This is a genomic window from Nocardioides luteus, from assembly GCF_015752315.1.
GTDB lineage: Bacteria > Actinomycetota > Actinomycetes > Propionibacteriales > Nocardioidaceae > Nocardioides.
The window spans coordinates 2,504,024-2,521,978 of sequence record NZ_JADOVJ010000001.1 but is presented as its reverse complement, the minus strand read 5'-3'; the positions used below and the strand labels follow the sequence as shown (position 1 = coordinate 2,521,978).

At 70.6% G+C, this 17,955-nt stretch carries 20 protein-coding genes; 8 read left to right on the top strand and 12 right to left on the bottom strand.

What is annotated here, in order from left to right; genetic code table 11:
• Nucleotides 1–40 precede the first annotated feature (40 nt).
• From HD557_RS12110 to HD557_RS12095, 4 genes are read left to right on the top strand one after another with little or no spacing between them, the layout of a single operon-like run.
• Nucleotides 41–1,204, top strand: coding sequence for a steroid 3-ketoacyl-CoA thiolase (locus tag HD557_RS12110; RefSeq protein ID WP_008360130.1), 1,164 nt, complete (start codon nucleotides 41–43; stop codon nucleotides 1,202–1,204).
• 1 nt (nucleotide 1,205) lies between these two features.
• Nucleotides 1,206–2,828, top strand: coding sequence for a GMC family oxidoreductase (locus tag HD557_RS12105; RefSeq protein ID WP_196874059.1), 1,623 nt, complete (start codon nucleotides 1,206–1,208; stop codon nucleotides 2,826–2,828).
• A 33-nt stretch (nucleotides 2,829–2,861) separates the two neighbouring features.
• Nucleotides 2,862–4,445: a succinic semialdehyde dehydrogenase gene (locus HD557_RS12100; RefSeq protein WP_196874058.1), complete on the top strand. Its 1,584-nt coding sequence runs from the start codon at nucleotides 2,862–2,864 to the stop codon at nucleotides 4,443–4,445.
• Nucleotides 4,442–5,686: a hypothetical protein gene (locus HD557_RS12095; RefSeq protein WP_196874057.1), complete on the top strand. Its 1,245-nt coding sequence runs from the start codon at nucleotides 4,442–4,444 to the stop codon at nucleotides 5,684–5,686. Before HD557_RS12100 ends, HD557_RS12095 begins: the two co-directional genes overlap by 4 nt.
• Before the next feature lie 3 nt (nucleotides 5,687–5,689).
• Here HD557_RS12095 and HD557_RS12090 read toward each other — a convergent pair whose 3' ends face one another.
• The 12 genes from HD557_RS12090 to HD557_RS12035 form a co-directional block, all read right to left on the bottom strand.
• Nucleotides 5,690–6,115, bottom strand: a complete 426-nt coding sequence (locus HD557_RS12090) for a nitroreductase/quinone reductase family protein (RefSeq protein WP_008360136.1) — start codon at nucleotides 6,113–6,115, stop codon at nucleotides 5,690–5,692.
• Between the two features lie 63 nt (nucleotides 6,116–6,178).
• Entirely contained in the window at nucleotides 6,179–7,789 is a 1,611-nt protein-coding gene (locus HD557_RS12085; protein ID WP_196874056.1) for an FAD-dependent oxidoreductase, read from the bottom strand.
• Nucleotides 7,786–8,199 (bottom strand): carboxymuconolactone decarboxylase family protein, encoded by a 414-nt coding sequence (locus HD557_RS12080; protein ID WP_008360140.1) that lies wholly within the window; start codon nucleotides 8,197–8,199, stop codon nucleotides 7,786–7,788. The genes HD557_RS12085 and HD557_RS12080 overlap by 4 nt, the downstream gene beginning before the upstream one ends.
• Nucleotides 8,200–8,216: 17 nt before the next feature.
• On the bottom strand, nucleotides 8,217–9,050 hold the full coding sequence (locus HD557_RS28985; protein WP_196874055.1) for an NAD(P)-dependent oxidoreductase: 834 nt from the start codon (nucleotides 9,048–9,050) through the stop codon (nucleotides 8,217–8,219).
• Between the two features lie 14 nt (nucleotides 9,051–9,064).
• Entirely contained in the window at nucleotides 9,065–9,811 is a 747-nt protein-coding gene (locus HD557_RS12070) for an SDR family oxidoreductase (protein ID WP_196874054.1), read from the bottom strand.
• Nucleotides 9,812–9,825: 14 nt separating this feature from the next.
• On the bottom strand, nucleotides 9,826–11,310 hold the full coding sequence (locus tag HD557_RS12065; protein ID WP_196874053.1) for an aldehyde dehydrogenase: 1,485 nt from the start codon (nucleotides 11,308–11,310) through the stop codon (nucleotides 9,826–9,828).
• Nucleotides 11,307–11,915: a nuclear transport factor 2 family protein gene (locus tag HD557_RS12060; protein WP_196874052.1), complete on the bottom strand. Its 609-nt coding sequence runs from the start codon at nucleotides 11,913–11,915 to the stop codon at nucleotides 11,307–11,309. The genes HD557_RS12065 and HD557_RS12060 overlap by 4 nt, the downstream gene beginning before the upstream one ends.
• Nucleotides 11,916–12,110, bottom strand: a complete 195-nt coding sequence (locus HD557_RS12055) for a ferredoxin (RefSeq protein ID WP_196874051.1) — start codon at nucleotides 12,108–12,110, stop codon at nucleotides 11,916–11,918.
• Entirely contained in the window at nucleotides 12,107–13,459 is a 1,353-nt protein-coding gene (locus HD557_RS12050; protein WP_231380264.1) for a cytochrome P450, read from the bottom strand. Before HD557_RS12050 ends, HD557_RS12055 begins: the two co-directional genes overlap by 4 nt.
• Complete coding sequence (locus HD557_RS12045; RefSeq protein WP_050800855.1) at nucleotides 13,456–14,268, bottom strand: SDR family oxidoreductase; 813 nt, start codon at nucleotides 14,266–14,268, stop codon at nucleotides 13,456–13,458. The genes HD557_RS12050 and HD557_RS12045 overlap by 4 nt, the downstream gene beginning before the upstream one ends.
• On the bottom strand, nucleotides 14,268–15,527 hold the full coding sequence (locus HD557_RS12040; protein WP_008360152.1) for a cytochrome P450: 1,260 nt from the start codon (nucleotides 15,525–15,527) through the stop codon (nucleotides 14,268–14,270). The genes HD557_RS12045 and HD557_RS12040 overlap by 1 nt, the downstream gene beginning before the upstream one ends.
• Nucleotides 15,520–16,092 carry a TetR/AcrR family transcriptional regulator gene (locus HD557_RS12035; protein ID WP_008360153.1) on the bottom strand — a complete coding sequence of 191 codons (573 nt, stop codon included), beginning with the start codon at nucleotides 16,090–16,092 and terminating at the stop codon, nucleotides 15,520–15,522. The genes HD557_RS12040 and HD557_RS12035 overlap by 8 nt, the downstream gene beginning before the upstream one ends.
• 71 nt (nucleotides 16,093–16,163) lie before the next feature.
• Here HD557_RS12035 and HD557_RS12030 point away from each other — a divergent pair, with 71 nt between their 5' ends.
• Genes HD557_RS12030 through HD557_RS12015 form a run of 4 tightly spaced genes read left to right on the top strand, consistent with a single transcriptional unit; the run spans nucleotide 16,164 to nucleotide 17,950 of the window.
• A complete protein-coding gene (locus HD557_RS12030) occupies nucleotides 16,164–16,757 on the top strand; it encodes a nucleotidyltransferase (protein ID WP_196874050.1) in 594 nt (197 codons plus the stop codon).
• A complete protein-coding gene (locus tag HD557_RS12025) occupies nucleotides 16,750–17,490 on the top strand; it encodes a metallophosphoesterase family protein (protein ID WP_196874049.1) in 741 nt (246 codons plus the stop codon). Before HD557_RS12030 ends, HD557_RS12025 begins: the two co-directional genes overlap by 8 nt.
• Nucleotides 17,487–17,750, top strand: coding sequence for a BON domain-containing protein (locus HD557_RS12020; protein ID WP_008360156.1), 264 nt, complete (start codon nucleotides 17,487–17,489; stop codon nucleotides 17,748–17,750). Before HD557_RS12025 ends, HD557_RS12020 begins: the two co-directional genes overlap by 4 nt.
• Nucleotides 17,751–17,755: 5 nt before the next feature.
• Nucleotides 17,756–17,950 carry a hypothetical protein gene (locus tag HD557_RS12015; RefSeq protein WP_008360157.1) on the top strand — a complete coding sequence of 65 codons (195 nt, stop codon included), beginning with the start codon at nucleotides 17,756–17,758 and terminating at the stop codon, nucleotides 17,948–17,950.
• Nucleotides 17,951–17,955 lie beyond the last annotated feature (5 nt).

Genomic DNA, 17,955 nt, shown 5'->3' with positions numbered 1-17,955 from the left:
GCACCAGCGACTTGTCGAAACCCCCGAAGAGCGAGGTTCCATGGGCACGCCCGTCATCGTCGAAGCCGTACGTACCCCCATCGGCAAGCGCAAGGGCTGGCTGGCCGGCCTGCACCCGGGCGTGCTGCTCGGTGCCGCCCAGGTGGAGGTGCTCAAGCGCGCCGGAGTCGACCCTGACCTGGTGGATCAGGTCATCGGCGGCTGCGTGTCCCAGGCCGGTGAGCAGTCCAACAACATGGTCCGCCGGGCCTGGCTCCATGCCGGGCTGCCGATCCACACCGGCTCCACGGTCATCGACGCGCAGTGCTCGTCGGCCCAGCAGGCCACCCATCTGATCAACGCGATGATCGCCTCCGACCAGATCAAGGTCGGCATCGCCTGCGGCATCGAGTCGATGTCCCGCATCCCGCTGGGCGCCAACGTCCCCAAGGGTGCGGGCGACCCGCGTCCCGCGGACTGGAACATCGATCTGCCCAACCAGTTCGAGGGCGCCGACCGGATCGTGAAGAACCGCGGCTTCTCCCGCAACGAGGTCGACGAGTTCGGGCTGTGGTCGCAGGTCAAGGCGCGCCACGCGCGCGACGCCGGCCACTTCAAGAGCCAGATCTTCGCCGTCGAGGCCCCCATGCTCGACGACGAGGGCAACCCCACGGGCGAGCTCCGCACCGTCACCGAGGACCAGGGCATCCGCGACACGTCCCTGGAGAAGCTGGCTGGGCTCAGCCCGGTGCTCGAGGGCGGCACCCACACCGCCGGCACCTCCTCGCAGATCTCCGACGGCGCCTCGGCGCTGCTGCTGATGGACTCCTCGGTCGCCGCGTCCTTGGGGCTGAAGCCACGGGCTCGGATCGTCACCTCGAACCTCGTCGGCTCCGACCCCTACTACCACCTCGACGGCCCCGTCCAGGCGACCGAGAAGGCGCTGAAGGACAGCGGGATGACGATCGGCGACATCGACATCGCCGAGGTCAACGAGGCCTTCGCCGGCGTCGTCATGTCCTGGGCCAAGGTGCACCAGGTGCCCGAGGAGAAGATCAACGTCAACGGCGGCGCCATCGCGCTCGGCCACCCGGTCGGCTCCACCGGCACCCGGCTGCTCACCGCCGCCCTCCACGAGCTCGAGCGCCGCGACGCCAGCACCGCCCTGGTCTCGATGTGTGCCGGGGGCGCACAGGCCACCGCGACGATCATCGAGAGGATCTGAGATGGGCCGCGAGAAGATCACCGAGGCCGAGTACGTCGTCGTCGGCGCCGGCTCAGCCGGCTGTGCCGTGGCCGGCCGCCTGGCCGCGGCCGGCAAGTCGGTCATCCTGCTCGAGGCGGGGAAGAACGACAAGCACAACTACATGGTCACCAAGCCCGGCATGATCGGCCCGATGCACGCCGAGCCGCGGCTGAAGAAGCTGGTCGACTGGGGCTATCACACGGTCCCCCAGAAGCACGCCCGTAACCGCGAGCTCCCCCAGCCGCGCGGCAAGGTGCTCGGCGGCTCCTCCTCCATCAACGGTCTGCTGTGGGTCCGGGGCAACCGGGCCAACTACGACGCCTGGGCCGCAGAGGGCAACACCGGCTGGGACGCGGACTCGGTCAACGAGGCGTACCGGCGGATCGAGGACTACGAGGGCGGCGGCTCCGACTACCGCGGCACCGGCGGACCGATCAAGGTCATGAAGCACCCGCGGCCGACCGAGGCGTCGCTGTCCTTCCAGCGCGCCGCCGCCGAGACCCTCGACGTGAAGGTGCTCGACGACTACAACGGCGCCGAGCAGGAGGGCGTCTCGACCTTCCAGCAGAGCGCGATCGACGGCCTCCGCTACTCGGCCTCGCGCGGGTATCTCCACGACCAGGAGCTGCCCAGCCTGACCACGCTCACCCGCGTGCACGTCTCCCGGATCGTGATCGAGAACGGCCGCGCCACGGGCGTCGAGATCATCACCAGGCAGGGCCCGCAGAGGATCTCGGCGACCCAGGAGGTCGTCGTCTCCGCCGGCGTCTTCGGCTCGGCGCAGCTGCTGATGCTCTCCGGAATCGGTCATTCCGCCCACCTGGCCGAGCACGGCATCCAGACCGTCCACGAGCTGCCGGTCGGCGACAACCTGCACGACCACATGTTCGTGCCGACCACCTGGGAGATGCCGACCGCGCTGCACCACGGCACGGCCGGATACTTCGGCAAGGCGGTCCTCAAAGAGCAGACCGTCGGCAGGTCGATCCTCGGTCACACCGTCTTCGAGACCGTCGGGTTCGTCCGCACCTCGCTGGCCACCGACGTACCCGACCTGCAGCTGCACGTCCTCCCCTGGGCCTACCCCTCCCCCAACCAGGACGCGCCGATCCGCCACGAGGTCGACCCACGGGCAGCGCTGACGGTGATGTCGTCGCTGATCTACCCGCGCTCGCGCGGGACGCTGCGGCTGCGCAGCGCCGACCCGACCGCCGAGCCGCTGATCGACTTCAACTACCTCGCCGAGCCCGACGACAAGCGGGTGCTGCTCGAGGGCGTCGAGATGATCCGCGAGATCATGGCGTCCCCGGCCTTCGGCGACCAGGTCAAGTCGGAGATCCACCCCGGCAAGGCGATCGACGCGGAGGCGATGAAGGAGGAGGTCACCAACCGGGCGACCTCGATCTACCACGGCGTCGGCTCCTGCCGGATGGGCGTCGACGAGCGGGCCGTGGTCGACCCGCGGCTCCGCGTACGCGGCATCGACGGCCTCCGCGTCGCCGACGCCTCGATCATGCCGTCCATCATCGGCGGCAACACCAACGCTCCCGCGGTCATGATCGGTGACCGGTGCGCGGCCTTCGTCCTTGACGAAAATTCATAGAGCCATTCTCGAGAACAGCTGATCGGAGCAGACATGAGCACTGACACAGCGAAGACACCAGACGTACGCCGCCCCGACTGGATCACCGAGGAGCTGCTGGGCGAGCTGGTCTCCCGGGTCCCGTCCTCGACGGGTGCGTCCTGGAAGCTGACCGAGGTCTACACCGGTGAGGTGCTGGTCGCGCTGCCGCAGTCCTCACCGGAGGACGTGGAGCGCGCCGCCGCGGCCGGCCGGGCGGCTCAGCGCGCGTGGGCGGCCACCCCGCTCCCGGAGCGGCTGGCCGTCTTCAAGCGTGCCCACGAGCTGATCCTGCGAAACCAGCACAAGATCGCCGACCTCATCCAGGCCGAGTCGGGCAAGGCGCGCCGGATCGCGTTCGAGGAGGTGTGCGACCCGCCGATGGTGATCTCGCACTACCTCAAGCGGGCTCCGAAGCTGCTCAAGGACAAGAAGCGCCCCGGCGTGATGCCGCTGCTGTCGAGCTCGATCGAGCGCCACCCGCCGCGAGGGCTGATCGGGATCATCGCGCCGTGGAACTTCCCGTTCGCGACCGGTCTCTCCGACGCGATCCCGGCGCTGATGGCCGGCAACGCGGTGCTCCTCAAGCCCGACAACAAGACCGCCCTCTCGCCGCTGTTCGGGATCTCGCTGCTCGAGGAGGCCGGGCTGCCCAAGGGGCTGTTCCAAGTGGTCTGCGGCGAGGGCCCCGACGTCGGCCCGACGATGCTGGACAACGTCGACTACGCGATGTTCACCGGCTCGACCGCCACCGGCCGGGTGATCGGGGAGCAGGCCGGCCGCAACCTGATCGGCGCCTGCCTCGAGCTCGGCGGCAAGAACCCGATGATCGTCCTCGACGACGCCGACATCGACGAGACTGTGGGCGGCTCGATGTTCGCCGTCTTCGGCAACACCGGCCAGATCTGCATGCACATCGAGCGGATCTACATCCCGGAGGCGATGTACGACGAGTTCCGCGACAAGTTCGTCGCCGCGGTCGAGGGGATGCGGATCGAGGCTGCGTACGCCTTCGGGCCGGACCTCGGGGCGCTGGTCTCCCCCGACCACCTGGCGCGGGTGCAGTCGCACGTCGAGGACGCGGTCGCCAAGGGCGCCACCGTGCTGACCGGCGGGAAGGCACGCCCCGACATCGGGCCGACCTTCTTCGAGCCGACCATCCTGGAGGGCACGACGAAGGAGATGCTCCACGGCGTGACCGAGACCTTCGGGCCGGTCGTCTCGCTGCACCGCTACTCCACCCTGGAGGAGGCCATCGAGCTGGCCAACGACACCGAGTACGGGCTCAACGCCTCGGTGTGGACCACCAACTTCAAGCGCGCCCAGGCGATCGCGGCCCGGATCGAGTCCGGCAACGTCAACATCAACGACGGCCTCGCCACCGCGTACGCCTCCAAGTCGACACCGTCGGGCGGCATGAAGCAGTCTGGCGTCGGCGCACGTCACGGCGACCAGGGGCTGCTGAAGTACACCGAAACCCAGAACGTCGCGACCCTGAAGAAGCAGGTCATGGGGCCGCAGGGCAAGCAGACCTTCGACGACTACGCCAAGCAGATGCAGACGTCGCTGCGGTGGATGCGGAAGCTCCACATCCGTTGATCTCCCGCTATGCCGACCTGACTCGGGAGGAGCTCGCCGAGGTCGTCCGCGAGCTCCTCCTGATCGGCCAGCTGATCGACCGGGCCGGGATGGCGTGGTGCATCTCCGCCTTCGGGCGCGAGGAGATGCTGCGGATCGCGATCGTCGAATGGGCCGCGGCCTCGCCGATCTACACGCGGCGGATGCAGGCCGCGCTCGGCTACGCGCCGGCGGTGCCCGGGCAGGGTGACGTACCGACCATCTTCAAGGGCCTCCAGCTCGACATCGGCGCGCCGCCGCAGTTCATGGACTTCCGCTACACCGTGCACGACGCCCGCCACGGCGAGTTCCACCTCGACCACTGCGGCGCGCTGATGGACGTCGAGCCCATGGGCGAGGAGTACGTCCGTGGGATGTGCCACGACATCGAGGACCCCACCTTCGACGCCACCGCGATCGCGACGCACCCGCGGGCCCAGGTACGTCCCGTCCACCGGCCGCCGCGGACGCCCGCCGACCGGACGCCCCACTGCCGCTGGACCGTGGTCATCGACGACGCCCACCCCGAGGCGGTCGCGATCCCGGAGCTGGCGGTCAACGAGCGCTCCCGCGCCGCCGGGCTCGAGCTCGCGCCGATCGACCCCGCCGACGACGGCGCGGCAGACTACGCGGGTCCCCTGGTCTCCGACCTCGACCTCGCTGCGTTCTCCCGCTCCGCCCTGGCGCGCATCGCCGACGAGGTCTGCCTGCAGATGGCCCTGCTCGACCGTGGCTTCACGCTCGCCCTGGAGCCGCGGGCGAGCTCACCCGAGCAGCTCCTCGACATCCGCCGCAAACAGCTCGTCGGGCTCGCCGGCATCGCCGGAGCCCGGCTCGCTCGGGGCCTCGACCTGCCGCCGGACACCAAGGGCGCGCTGCGGCTGCTCGCGCTCCACCCGATGCTCAACCCCGCTGCGTACGTCTCGGTCGAGGCCGGCACCGACGCGCTGGTCGTCCGCCCCGGGGCCGCCGACGAGGACGGCGCCTGGGTCTCGCTGATCGGCCCGGAATGGTTCGTTCCGCTGCAGGCGGCGGTGCAAGCGCTCGACCCTCACCTCGACGTCGAGGTGACGCCCGAGGGAGCCGGCCCCGGGTGGCGGGTCGAGGTCGTCCGCCGGCCCGAACCCGCCCCGGAGGCCTCCGAGGTCGCGGTGGTGAGGTTCAGCACCGGCGCAGACTTCGCCTTCGAGCCGCGCCGGTCGCTGCCGATCACACCCGTCTGAGGCTCACCTGCGCCGCAGCGCGAGGACCGGGATGACCCGGTCGGTCTTCGCCTCGTACTCGCCGAAGCCCGGGCTCATCGCCTTGAACCGCTCCCAGGCCTCGTCGCGCTCGGCGCCCTTCAGCTCGGTGACCTCGACCTCGACGACGCCCTCGTCAGGGGTCTCGATCTTGGTCTCCGGATGGGCCAGGAGGTTGTGGTACCAGGCCGGGTTCTCCGGTGCGCCGGCCTTGGAGGCGGCGATCAGCCAGGTGTCGGCGTCCGGGTGGAGGTTGGCCACCGGCGAGACGCGCTCCTTGCCGGTCTTGGCGCCGGTGTGGTGCACGAGCACGAGCCCGCGCCCGAAGGGCACGGAGGTGACATTGCCGTCGTTGGCGCGGAACTCGTCGATGATCGACTGGTTCCAGTCCTTGTAGTCGCTGCCTGACATCGAGTGCCTTTCCCCGAGGATCGGTTTTCACCCACTCTGGCAGACATCCCCAACGGACAAGGGTCAAACGCGGGCAAGCGCCGCGATGCGCACCTGCTCCTCCCGGTCCGTCACCTTCGCCCGCGGCCGGCCGATCTCCTTGCCCGACTCGCGCTCGTGGGTGTCGAGCGTGTTCCAGCCGGTCTGGTCGACCACGACCACCCCGCGTGCCGCCAGTAGGTCATCGAGCGGCTCGCCGGTGGGCTCGGCGAGCGAGCCGGCGGCGTAGTCGTCCAGAAGGGTGCGTACGGTCTCGGCGGCGCAGGCCCGGTTGGTGCCGATCACACCGCTGGGGCCGCGCTTGGCCCAGCCCGCGGTGTAGGTGGCCCGGGAACCGGTGACCCGGCCGGCCTCGTGCGGGAAGCGGCCGCTGCCCTCCTCGCTCGGGACGCCGGCGACACCGGCGGAGCGGTAGCCGGTGGCGCGGACGACCAGCCCCGCCTCGATCTCCTCGCCGGTGTCGAAGCGCACCCCGGCGACGGTGTCGGAGCCGAGGATCTCGGTCGGGGTCAGGCCGAAGCGGAGGACCAGCCGCTTGTCGGCGTCGGTACGCGGCCGGGCGGCCAGATCGCGGAGCAGGTCCGCCTTCTGCATCGCCGCGAAGGTGCCGGCGTCGCGTTCGGTCAGGTCCGCCTCGGTCGGCAACGAGCCCAGGTCGGCCTCGTCGACCACGACGTCGAGGTGGGGGTCGTCGGCCAGCGCACGCAGCTCGGGACTCGTGAAGGCGGCGTGCTCGGCGCCTCGACGGGCGGTGACGACGACCTCGCGGATGCCGCTGGCGGCCAGGGCCGAGAGCGCGGCCGGCGCCAGGTCGGAGGCCTGCAGCGCCTCCTCGTCGGCCAGCAGCAGCCGGGCCAGGTCGAGGGCGACGTTGCCGTTGCCGATGATGACGGCACGCTCGTGGGCGAGCGGGAAGCTGAGCGCGGCGCGATCGGGATGGCCGTTGTACCAGCCGACGAGCTCGGCGGCCGACGTCGAGCCCGGCAGCTCCTCCCCCGGCAGGCCGAGGCTGCGGCCCTCGCCGGCGCCGGTCGTGTAGACCACCGCGTGGTGGGCGCCGAGCAGCTCCTCGTGGGTGACGTCGCGCCCGATCTCGACGTTGTAGCGCGTCCGCACCCGGCGATGGCGGGCCGTCTTGGCGAAGCCGGAGACGATCTCCTTGGTGTCCAGGTGGTCCGGCGCGACGCCGTAGCGGACCAGGCCGTAGGGCGTCGCGAGCCGGTCGATCACGGTGATCTCGACGTCACAGCGGCGGGTCGCGGCGAGCTCCTCGGCGACGTACCAGCCGGCCGGGCCGGCCCCCACCACGGCCACCTTGAGCGGGCCTCCCGGGATCTTCGCCCCGGGCGGCGGCAGCGGCACGGGCTCGTCCTGCTCGCCGGTGAACTCGAAGAAGGCGGCGTTGATGTCGACGTAGGGCGCGAACGCGTCCGGGACCTCGTAGTCCGGGAAGATCGCGTTGACCGGACAGGCGTCCTCGCAGGCGCCGCAGTCGATGCACTCGTCGGGGTGGATGTAGAGCATCTCGGCGGCACCGAACCCGGGCTCGTCGGGGCCGGGGTGGATGCAGTCGACCGGGCAGACCTCCACGCAGGAGGCGTCGTTGCAGCAGGACTGGGTGATGACGTACGTCATGAGCGCTGAGCCTTCCGCCGGGCCTTTCCGATCGTCTCCTCGACGACCGTGTTCATCCTGGCACCGTCGGGCCACCCCGCGTAGTGACTCAGGAACACCACGATCTCGCGCAGCTCGTCCTCGGAGAGCTCGCCGTTGGCGTACGCAGCGGGGATCTGGATCCCGAGCACGTCGGCGGCGCCCCGGCCGGCGAGCAGGCCGATCAGGAGGAGCCGGCGGTCGCGCGTGGTCAGGCCCGGGCGCTGCCAGATGTCGCCGAAGAGGTGGTCGGCGGTGTAGCGGAAGAAGTCACCCTCGCCGTCGGCCATGTCGAAGCCGTAGACCTCCTCCATCTTGCGCAGCCCCCTGGCCCGCGCCTCGGGGAGGTCGGCGAACTTGTCGGTGCCCTCACTCGAATGTCCAGTGCTCATGTCTCTGTGTTCCTTGCTCAGTTCTTGGGGAGCCCGAGTCCGGGTGCGAGCCGCTCGAGTGCGAGCCGGGCCAGCGGCACCTCGACGCCGAGCTCGTCGGCGAGGGCGATCGCGAAGCCGAGGTCCTTCTCCCCCAGCGCGGCGACGTGGCCGAAGACGCCGTGCCAGAAGTCGGTCTCCTCGATCGGGGCCGTGGTGTCGCGGTAGAGGACCGCACCCGGGCCGCCGGTGATCGCGTCGGTGTGGCGTACGACCTCGCCGAGCGCCTTCAGGTCCAGGCCCGCCGCCTCGGCGAGCCGGGCGGCCTCGGTGGCTGCGGTGAAGGAGGCGAAGTGGAGGAGGTTGCGGGCCAGCTTCAGCTTCGTCCCGGCACCGATCTCACCGGCATGGACCACCTTGGTGCCCATCGCCGCCAGGACCGGCGCAGCGGCTGCGTACGCCTCGGGGGTGCCGCCGACGAGGATCGCCAGCGTGCCCTCGGCCGCTCCCATCGGGCCGCCGGAGACCGGAGCGTCGAGCACCTGCACGCCGTGCGGCTCCGCGGTCGCGGCCAGGGCGGCAGGCGTCTCCGGGGCGACCGTGGAGTGCACCAGGACCGTCAGCGGTCCCTGCGTCGAGCGGTCGGCCGCGATCACCTCGGCGATGACCTGGCGGACCTGCTCGTCGTCGCGGACCATCACGCTGAGCACGTCGACGGCCGAGGCCAGCTCGCCGACCGAGGCCGCGGTCTTCGCCCCGGCGGCACCGAGCTCGGCGACCGGCTCGGCGGCGATGTCGTGGACCCACAGCTCGATGCCGTCGGCACCGGCGAGCCGGAGCGCCATCGGCCTGCCGATGTTGCCGAGTCCCACAAAACCTGCGCGTCTCACAGCCGGAACGTCCCTCCGCCGTCGACGGCGATGATCTGCCCGGAGATCCACGAGGACTCCTCGGAGAGGAGGAACTTCGCGGTCCCGACCATGTCCTCGGTGGTGCCGAGACGCTTGATCGCCATGCCCTTCGTCATCTCTCGCGCCGCGTCGCCGGCCTGGACCCGGGTCGCCTCGGTGTCGGTCGGTCCGGGGGCGATCGCGTTGACCCGGATGTTCATCCCACCGAGCTCGTGGGCGAGCTGCTGGGTCAGCCCGTTGATGCCGACCTTGGCCAGGCCGTAGAAGCCGGAGTAGAGGTAGGCCGCGGTCGAGGACTGGTTGACGATCGCGCCACCGCCCCGCTTCTGCATCGCGGGGTAGACGGCGCGGGTCATCACCAGGGCGCCGTTGAGGTTCACGCCCATGAACTTCTCGTAGTAGTCCCAGTCGACGGTGATCAGCAGGTCGAAGGCCATCTCGCCGTAGATCGCGGCGTTGTTGACCAGACCGTCGATCCCGCCGTACGCCTCGGTCGTCTCGGCCACCAGCGCGGCGGCCGACGCGTGGTCGGAGACGTCGCAGCGTACGAACCTCGCGATGCCTCCGGAGGCCTCGATCTCCTTGGCGACCTGCTGGCCCTTCTCCTCGTTCAGGTCGGCGACGACGACGCTGGCGCCCTCGGCGGCCAGCCCCTTCGCGTACGCCTCGCCGATCCCCTGCGCGGCGCCGGTGACGACGATGACCTTGTCCTCGAACCTCATGGTCTCTCCTGTGCTCATGCCGGCTCCGCGATCAGCTTGGTCTCCAGGTACTCCTCGAAGCCTTCGACGCCCATCTCCCGGCCGAGGCCGGACTGCTTGTAGCCACCGAAGGGGGCGTCGGGGCCGAACCACTGGCCGCCGTTGACGCCGATCGTGCCGGTTCGGATCCGGGCGGCCACCGACTTCGCGCGCTCCAGCGACCCGGACTCGACCGAGCCGGAGAGGCCGTAGGGCGAGTCGTTGGCGATGCGGACGGCGTCGTCGTCGCCGTCGTGCGCGATGACCGTGAGGACGGGACCGAAGATCTCCTCGCGGGCGACGCGTGCGGTGTTGTCGAGGCCGGCGACGACGGTGGGCTCGACCCAGAAGCCGCCGGCGAGGTCGCCGTCCTGAGCCACAGGCGTGCCGCCGGTGGCGAAGCGGCCGCCCTCCTCCTCCGCGAGCGCGAGGTAGCCGAGGATCCGGTCGCGCTGGACCGCGGAGATCACCGGGCCGCAGATCGTGCCGGGCTCGGCCGGGTCGCCCGCGCCGAGCGAGGCCATGGTCGCGGCGGCGGCCTCGACGGCCGCGTCGTAGGACGCCCGGGGCACCAGCAGCCGGGTCGTCAGGGCACACCCCTGACCTGCGTGCACGGCCACCGAGAAGGCCGCCATCGACGCGGCCGATGCCACGTCGGCGTCGTCGAGGACGATCGCCGCGGACTTGCCGCCGAGCTCGAGGAAGACCTTCTTCAGGCTCGGCGCCGCAGCCGCCATGATGGCCCGGCCGGTGGCCGTGGAGCCGGTGAAGGAGACCAGGTCGACCCGAGGGTCCTCGGCCAGCATCGCGGCCACCCGGTTGTCGCGCGGGGTGACCACGTTGAACACCCCCGGAGGGAGGTCGGTGTGCTCGGCGGCCAGGCGCCCGAGCTCCGCGGCCAGCCACGGGGTGTCGGGTGCGGGCTTGAGGATCACGGTGTTGCCGGCGGCCAGGGCCGGGCCGATCTTGGCCAGGTTGATCTGGTTGGGGAAGTTCCATGGAGTGATCGCCGCGACCACCCCGACAGCTTCCTTGCCCACGGTGCGGCGCGAGGAGATGCCCATCGTGACCCCGACCCCCAGATCTCGCGACCACTCGTAGGACTCGGCCAGGTCGATGGTCCACCGCAGCGTGTCGACCGGGGTGTCGAACTGCGGCCCGGCGACCAGGAACGCCGGGGCGCCTACCTCGGCGGTCGTCAGCTCTCGCAGCGCGTCGGCGTTGTCGAGGATCGCCTGGTGCAGCTGACGCAGGCAGCGGACCCGGAACGCCACGTCGGTGGACCAGTCGGTCTCGTCGAACGCCCGGCGCGCGGCGGCGATCGCGGTGTCCATGTCCTGGGCCGTCGAGTCGGGCGCGCGCCCGATCTCCTGCCCGGTGGCCGGGTTGAGGATCGCGTACGTCTCGCCGGACGCGGCCGCGCCGAGCTTGCCGTCGACGAGCTGCTGGGCGGGCGGGTTGGTGGGGTTCCGGTTCGTCACACGGTCTCCTGGGTCACGAAGTTCCCGGCCGCGACGGGCGGCGGCCAGACGGTGGAGGGCAGGTCGGCGAGGCGGTAGTGGCCGGGCTGCTCGATGCCGTTGAGAGACATCCGCTCCAGCAGCCCGGCGGTCGCCTTCTTGGCCTTGACGATGTCGAGGAAGGTGGTCGCGGTGGAGACGAGGTCGAACCAGTCGCGCTGCCAGGCGAACTCCAGCCCGTTGCCGTCGGGCCGCGGGGCGACCCCGAACCAGGAGCCGCCGATGCCGAGGATCTCGTACTCCTCGCCGGTCGCGTCGTCGACGATCCCGGCCCGCTGCCGCCAGAACCCGATCACCATCGCGTTGACGTCGTCGATGACCGTCGCCTGGTAGTCGTAGTGCCAGCCCTCGAGCCCGGCCATCTCGGTGCCGAGCGCCCACTCCCGGATCTGGTCGCGGCCCACGGCCATGAAGTGCTCGTCGGGGGTGTACATCCAGCCGTACGTCGCGTCCTCGGCATACACGTCGGCCAGGGGCGCCCAATCACCCTCAGCCTCTGCTTGACGGTTAAGGCTGAGCCATTCGGCCCAGAACGCCTCGATCTCGGCGCGTTTCAGGTCAGGCATTCAGTCCTCCAGGGTGAGAGCGAAAGCGGGGCAGTACTTCACGGCCGCACGTGCAACGGGCAGCTGCTCCTCGGACGGTTCGGTGACGCGTACGACGACCTGGTAGCGGTCCTCGTCGAAGCCGAAGAGGTCCGGTGCCTCGGCGAGACACTCCTGGTGCCCCTGGCACAGACCCAGGTCGGCGATCAGCTTCACGACCGCCTCCTATAGCGGACCCGACAGGGCTGCTGGAGCTGGATCACCATCTTGGTGAAGTCGTCGGCGTACGACTCCAGCGGCTGCGCCGCCTCGAACGAGTAGTCGCGCAGGATGACCGAGAAGATCGCCTTCATCTGCATCATCGCGAACGCGTTGCCGACGCAGCGGTGCTTGCCGGCGCCGAACGGGATCCAGGTCCACCGGTTCTGCATGTCCTCCTGGCGCGGGTCGATGTAGCGCGACGGGTCGAAGGCCTCGGCCTTCGGGAAGTCGGCCTCGATCCGGTTGGAGACCCGCGGCGAGGCGGCGAGCAGCGTGCCGGCCGGGATGGTCTCGCCGAGCAGCTCGAAGTCCTCGCGCACCAGCCGCATCAGGATGATCAGCGGCGGGTGCAGCCGCAGCGTCTCCTTCAGCGCGGCCTCGAGCACCGGGATGGAACGCAGCGCCTGGAAGGAGACCTCGCTGCCGTCGGCGTACAGCTCGTCGAGCTCGTGGACGACATCGCCCATGACCTCGGGGTTCCGCAGCAGCTCGATCATCGCCCAGGAGGCCGTGCCCGACGAGGTGTGGTGGCCGGCGAACATCATCGAGATGAAGATCCCGGTGATGGTGTCGGTGTCCATGTCGATCGAGATCAGCACGTCGAGCAGGTCGCGCTCCTCACGCGGGACCTTGCCGCGGGCGACCCGCTTGTCGGCGATCGCCTGGACCAGTGCGACCAGCCGCTCGCGGGCGGCGTCGCGCATCCGGAAGTTCTCGATGTCGGCGTAGGCGTCGACGTACGCGATCGCGTCCGTGCCGTGCTCGAGCTCGTGGTAGTGCTGGGCGAACGAGGAGTCGAGCTCCTCGCGGAACGGCTTCCCGACCAGGCACGCCGAGGTCGTGTAGATGGTCAGCTCGGCGAAGAAGTCGAGCAGGTCGATCTCCCCCTCCTCGCCCCAGCCGGCGATCATCCGGCGGATCTCGGCCTCGATCGTCTGCGCGTGGCCGCGCATCATGTCGCCGCGCAGCGCCTGGTTCTTCAGCATCTGCTGGCGCTCCTCGGGCGAGGCGTCGAAGACGACGCCCTTGCCGAAGATCGGCGTCATGAACGGGTACGCAGCCGCCTGGTCGAGCACGTCGTCGGGTGCCCGGAAGAACGCCTCGTTGGCCTCGGCCCCGGTGACCAGGACGACGTCCTTGTCGGCGAGGCGGAAGCGGCCGAGGTCGCCGCACTCCTCCCGGACGCGGGTGAACAGCGAGATCGGGTCGACCCGCATCTCGGGCAGGTGCCCGGTGCCGCGGATGATCTCGGGCACGCTCGGATCGTGGTCGTCCAGGACGGTGGAGACGGTGGGGATCGTCATGGTGCCTCCCGTCGGTCGCTTCGCTCCCCGGGCCCTTCGGGAACCACAGGGGCTTCGGGGTTGACGTCGATGGTGCTGATGTGGACGCCGCGCGGAGCGGTCACGATCGTCGTGATCGCGTCGGCCTGAGCGCGCGCCTTGAGGAAGTGCGGGTGCCGGGCCAGACCCCAGCGGACCCACTGCTCGAGCACGAACCCGCCGAGCTCGGCGGGCCACTCGTTGCCGATGTCGGAGTGGGTCGGGCCGGGCCGCACGATGGACGCCCTGACCCCGGTGCCCTCGAGCTCCATCTGGAGCGCGGCGACCATGCCTTCCAGGCCCCACTTCGAGGCGGCGTACGCGCCCATGAACGGTCGCGGCTTGACCGCCACGTCGGAGGAGAGGAAGACCAGGTCGCCGCGGCGCCGCTCGACCATCCCGGGCCCGAAGGCCCGCAGGACCCGGTGGGCGCCGAGCAGGTTGACGTCGACCTGACCGGCGAAGGTCTCGGTGGGGACCTCGACGGTCGCGCCCGGGTGGGTGACGCCGGCGTTGCTGACCAGGACCTCGACATCGCCCAGGTCGGCGGCCACCTTCGCGGCGAACTCGGCCACCGAGTCGTCGGAGGTCACGTCGAGGGGATGCGCGACCGCCTCTCCCCCGTCGGCCCGGATCGCGGCGGCGATCTCCTCGACCCGGTCAAGGCGCCGGGCGCCCAGCGCGACCGGGAACCCGGCCGTGGCCAGCGCCCTCGCCGTCTCCGCGCCGATCCCGGAGGACGCGCCGGTGATCACCGCCGGGCGGCGGTCGGGTTGTGCGTACTTGCTCATCACACAGCCCTCCAGGCGAACGTGACGGGCAGCTCGGCGAACCCGCGCACGCTCGTGGAGTGAACGCGGACGGCACGCTCGGCGTGGACCTCGAAGCCGGACGTACGCCGCACCAGCTCCGCCAGCACGACCTTGGCCTCGAGCCGGGCGAGGTTGGCGCCGAGGCAGAAGTGCCGGCCGACGCCGAAGCTCATGATCCTGCCGAGCTCCTCGGGCGGGCGGTGGATGTCGAAGACATCCGGTGCGGTGAAGACCCGCTCGTCGCGGTTGGCCGAGCCGAGCAGGACGAGCAGCTTCGACCCGGCAGGGACGACCTGGCCGTGGAGCTCGACGTCCTCGGCGACGTAGCGGGCGAGCATCTGGCTCGAGGTGTCGTGGCGCAGGGTCTCCTCGATCCACGAGCCGACCAGCGCGGTGTCGTCGGGATCGGCGAAGACCTCGGCGAGCTGGGCGGGACGGGCGCCGAGGTGGAACAGCGCGTTGCCGAGCAGCTTGGTCGTGGTCTCGTTGCCGGCCACGACCATCAGGAACAGGAACGCGATCACCTCGTGGTCGAGGAGGCGGTCGCCGTCGACCTCGGCCTCGAGGAGCGCCGAGGTGAGGTCGTCGCTCGGCTGCTTGCGCCGCTGCGCGACCATCTCGGCGTAGTAGCCGATCAGCTCCAGCGCGGCCGTCATCCCGGCCTCCGGCACGTCGCGTACGCCGTCCTCCCGGTGCACCACCAGGTCGGCCAGCCGCCGCACCTCGTCGCGGTCGGCGGCGGGGACGCCCATCATCTCCGAGATGACGTCCATGGGGAGCTTGCCGGCGAGCTCCGCGATCCAGTCCACCTCCCCGGCGTCCCCGGCGTCCCCCGCGTCCGCGGAGGACGTGGTCAGCGCGTCGAGGTAGTGGTCGGCCAGCGCCTGGATCTGCGGCGTCAGCTCGCGGACCCGGCGCGGCGTGAACCCGGCCGAGACCAGCTTGCGCAGCCTCGTCTGCTCCCTGCCGTCCAGGGCGAGGAAGGACATCACCCGGTGGGCGTCGGCGTTCCAGGCGCTGGCGTCGAGCGAGACCCCCATCCGGTTGGAGAAGGCCACGTCGTCCTTGATCGCGGCGTGCACGTCGGCGTGCCGGGAGAGCGCCCAGAAGTCGTCGGAGGCGTTGTAGTAGAGCGGCGCCTCCTCCCGCAGCCGGGCGTAGACCGGGTAGGGGTCCTCGTGGAAGTCGTAGTCGTAGGGGTCGAAGATCTCGGTGGCGGTGCTCGTCATCTCACTCATCTCGACAGGCTCGATTCGACGGCTTGTCGACGATCACAGCGACGACCGGCGCGAGCCGGTCGGCCATCTCGTCGTAGGTCATCAGGCCCATGCCCGCCTGCAGCAGCGCGCCCGAGAAGGCGAGCAGCAGCGCTTCGCGCACCGCATCCTCGGCCCCCTCGCCGAGCGCCGCCTCGAACCGGGCGGCGAACTCGCCGCCGATCCGCAGCCGGAGGCGCTCGACATCGGCATCGCTGCCCAGCAGCGCCGGGGTGACCGCGGCCGCGAGCGCCGGCTCCTCGGCGATCCTCGTGGTCAGGCTGCGTACGGCCTCCTGCACCCGCTCCACGCGGGAACCGGTCGCCGTGGTCGACGAGACGTGGGTGAGGTGGCGCCAGAAGAGCTCGGCGAAGAGGCGGCTCTTGGAGGCGAGGTAGGTGTAGGCCGTCGCCGAGGAGACTCCGGCCCGCGCGGCGACCGAACGGATGGTCAGCGCCTCGTGCCCGACCTCGCGCAGCTCCTGCAGGCCGGCGGAGAACAGTCGCTCGACCGTCTCCGCCTGTCGGGTGCTCGTTGCGCTGGACACGTGTCCAGATTAGAACACGTTCTTATTTTGGGCAAGGGGTGAGCAGAGCCGATTCGGGGTACCGCACCTCTATGCCGAGAACTGACGTGCTGGGCGAGGAGCTTCAGCGACAACGCGACGTACTCAAGCGGGTGGGCGCGACGTTGAAGGCCGCCGAGATCCCGTTCGCGCTGGCGGGCGGGTACGCGGTCTGGACCCGTGGCGGCCCGGAGAGCACCCACGACGTCGACTTCGTCCTCCCTCAGGACTGCGTCGAGGAGGCCGTGCAGAAGCTGGTCGAGAACGGGATGGATCGGGTCGCCGCCCCCGAGGACTGGCTGGTCAAGGTCGGCCGCGACACCGTGGTCGTCGACCTGATCCACCGGCTCCCGACCGGCCCGGTCGACGAGGAGCTGCTGATGCGGTGCACCGAGCTGCCCGTGGACTCGGTGACCATGCCCGTCATGTCGGCGACGGACCTGGTCGTCTCGCGCATGCTCGCTCTCAGCGAGCACGCCTGCGACCTCTCGCCGATCGTCGGCAGCGCCCGGGCGCTGCGCGAGCAGATCGACTGGCAGCTGGTGCGACAGGAGGCGAAGCGGAGCCCGTTCGCGCAGGCCGCACTCGGCCTGCTGGACTCGCTCGCCGTCACGGACAGAAGCATCCTGGGAGGGGACGATGCCTGACCCGATTCGTGTGGCAGCCGTGGGCGACGTACATCTCGCTGACGATCTGCGAGGACGCTATGCACCGCTGCTCGAGGGGATCTCCGGGGAGGCCGACGCGCTGCTCGTCGCCGGCGACCTCACCCAGCACGGGACGCTCGAGGAGGCCGAGGCGTTCGCCGACGAGTTCGGCGTCGCCGACGTGCCCGTCCTCGTCGTGCTCGGCAACCACGACTACCACTCCGGAGCCGAGCGGGACATCACCCGGCTGCTGGAGGACCGCGGGATGACCGTGCTCGAAGGCACCTCGACCACCGTCGACACGGACGCCGGCCGGCTCGGCGTCGCCGGGGTCAAGGGTTTCTGTCTCGGCTTCCTCGGCCGCTCCGCGGCCGACTTCGGAGAGCCGCAGATGAAGGCCTTCACGGGCCACGGCATCGAGACCGCGGACGTGCTGCGCAAAGCCCTCGACGACCTCGGCGACGAGCCTGACGTGACCGTCGCGCTGTCCCACTTCGCTCCCGTCGACGAGACCCTGGTCGGGGAGCCGAAGGAGATCTGGCCGTTCCTCGGCAACTACCGGCTCGGCGAGGCGATCGACGAGACCGGCGTCGACCTGGCCCTCCACGGCCACGCCCACGCCGGGCGAGAGAAGGGCCTCACCCCGGCCGGGGTCCCCGTACGCAACGTCGCCCAGCCCGTCATCCAGGCAGCGTTCCGCGTCTACGACGTCGTCCCCAGGAGGTCGGCATGAACGAACAGCTGGCACGAGATCTGGAGCGCGATATCGCGACCGACCCACGCACCAACGAGCTCGGCATCCGGGTCCAGGTACGCGGCGACCATCTCGTCGTCTCCGGCGAAGTCGCCTCCGAGGAGCGGCGGGCCACGGTCCTCGAGGTCGTCCGGGAGCACGACACCGGGCTCGAGATCGTCGACCACATCATGCTCAGCGCCGAGCCCGGTCCGGGCGGGCCCGGCCACGAGAAGATCGACCCACCACAGAGGAGCTGATCCCCATGAACAGCGCAGTCATCGCGGTCACGATCGGGATGATCGTGTTCTGGACCGTCCTGATGCTGATCGCCGCCTTCCTCGACCGCCGCCGCGGCCGCCAGATCGAGCACGACCTCACCGAGATGGAGCGTGAGTACCATCTCGACGGCCGCGACCGCTACGGAAGCTTCGACCACCGACCCCGCTCGCACCGCTGAGCCCG

Coding starts and splice junctions, on each gene's coding strand:
- HD557_RS12110 (WP_008360130.1), top strand. CDS start 41: ATGGGCACGCCCGTCATCGTCGAAGCCGTACGTACCCCCATCGGCAAG.
- HD557_RS12105 (WP_196874059.1), top strand. CDS start 1,206: ATGGGCCGCGAGAAGATCACCGAGGCCGAGTACGTCGTCGTCGGCGCC.
- HD557_RS12100 (WP_196874058.1), top strand. CDS start 2,862: ATGAGCACTGACACAGCGAAGACACCAGACGTACGCCGCCCCGACTGG.
- HD557_RS12090 (WP_008360136.1), bottom strand. CDS start 6,115: ATGTCAGGCAGCGACTACAAGGACTGGAACCAGTCGATCATCGACGAG.
- HD557_RS12085 (WP_196874056.1), bottom strand. CDS start 7,789: ATGACGTACGTCATCACCCAGTCCTGCTGCAACGACGCCTCCTGCGTG.
- HD557_RS12080 (WP_008360140.1), bottom strand. CDS start 8,199: ATGAGCACTGGACATTCGAGTGAGGGCACCGACAAGTTCGCCGACCTC.
- HD557_RS12070 (WP_196874054.1), bottom strand. CDS start 9,811: ATGAGGTTCGAGGACAAGGTCATCGTCGTCACCGGCGCCGCGCAGGGG.
- HD557_RS12060 (WP_196874052.1), bottom strand. CDS start 11,915: ATGCCTGACCTGAAACGCGCCGAGATCGAGGCGTTCTGGGCCGAATGG.
- HD557_RS12050 (WP_231380264.1), bottom strand. CDS start 13,459: ATGACGATCCCCACCGTCTCCACCGTCCTGGACGACCACGATCCGAGC.
- HD557_RS12045 (WP_050800855.1), bottom strand. CDS start 14,268: ATGAGCAAGTACGCACAACCCGACCGCCGCCCGGCGGTGATCACCGGC.
- HD557_RS12040 (WP_008360152.1), bottom strand. CDS start 15,527: ATGAGTGAGATGACGAGCACCGCCACCGAGATCTTCGACCCCTACGAC.
- HD557_RS12030 (WP_196874050.1), top strand. CDS start 16,164: ATGCCGAGAACTGACGTGCTGGGCGAGGAGCTTCAGCGACAACGCGAC.
- HD557_RS12025 (WP_196874049.1), top strand. CDS start 16,750: ATGCCTGACCCGATTCGTGTGGCAGCCGTGGGCGACGTACATCTCGCT.
- HD557_RS12020 (WP_008360156.1), top strand. CDS start 17,487: ATGAACGAACAGCTGGCACGAGATCTGGAGCGCGATATCGCGACCGAC.
- HD557_RS12015 (WP_008360157.1), top strand. CDS start 17,756: ATGAACAGCGCAGTCATCGCGGTCACGATCGGGATGATCGTGTTCTGG.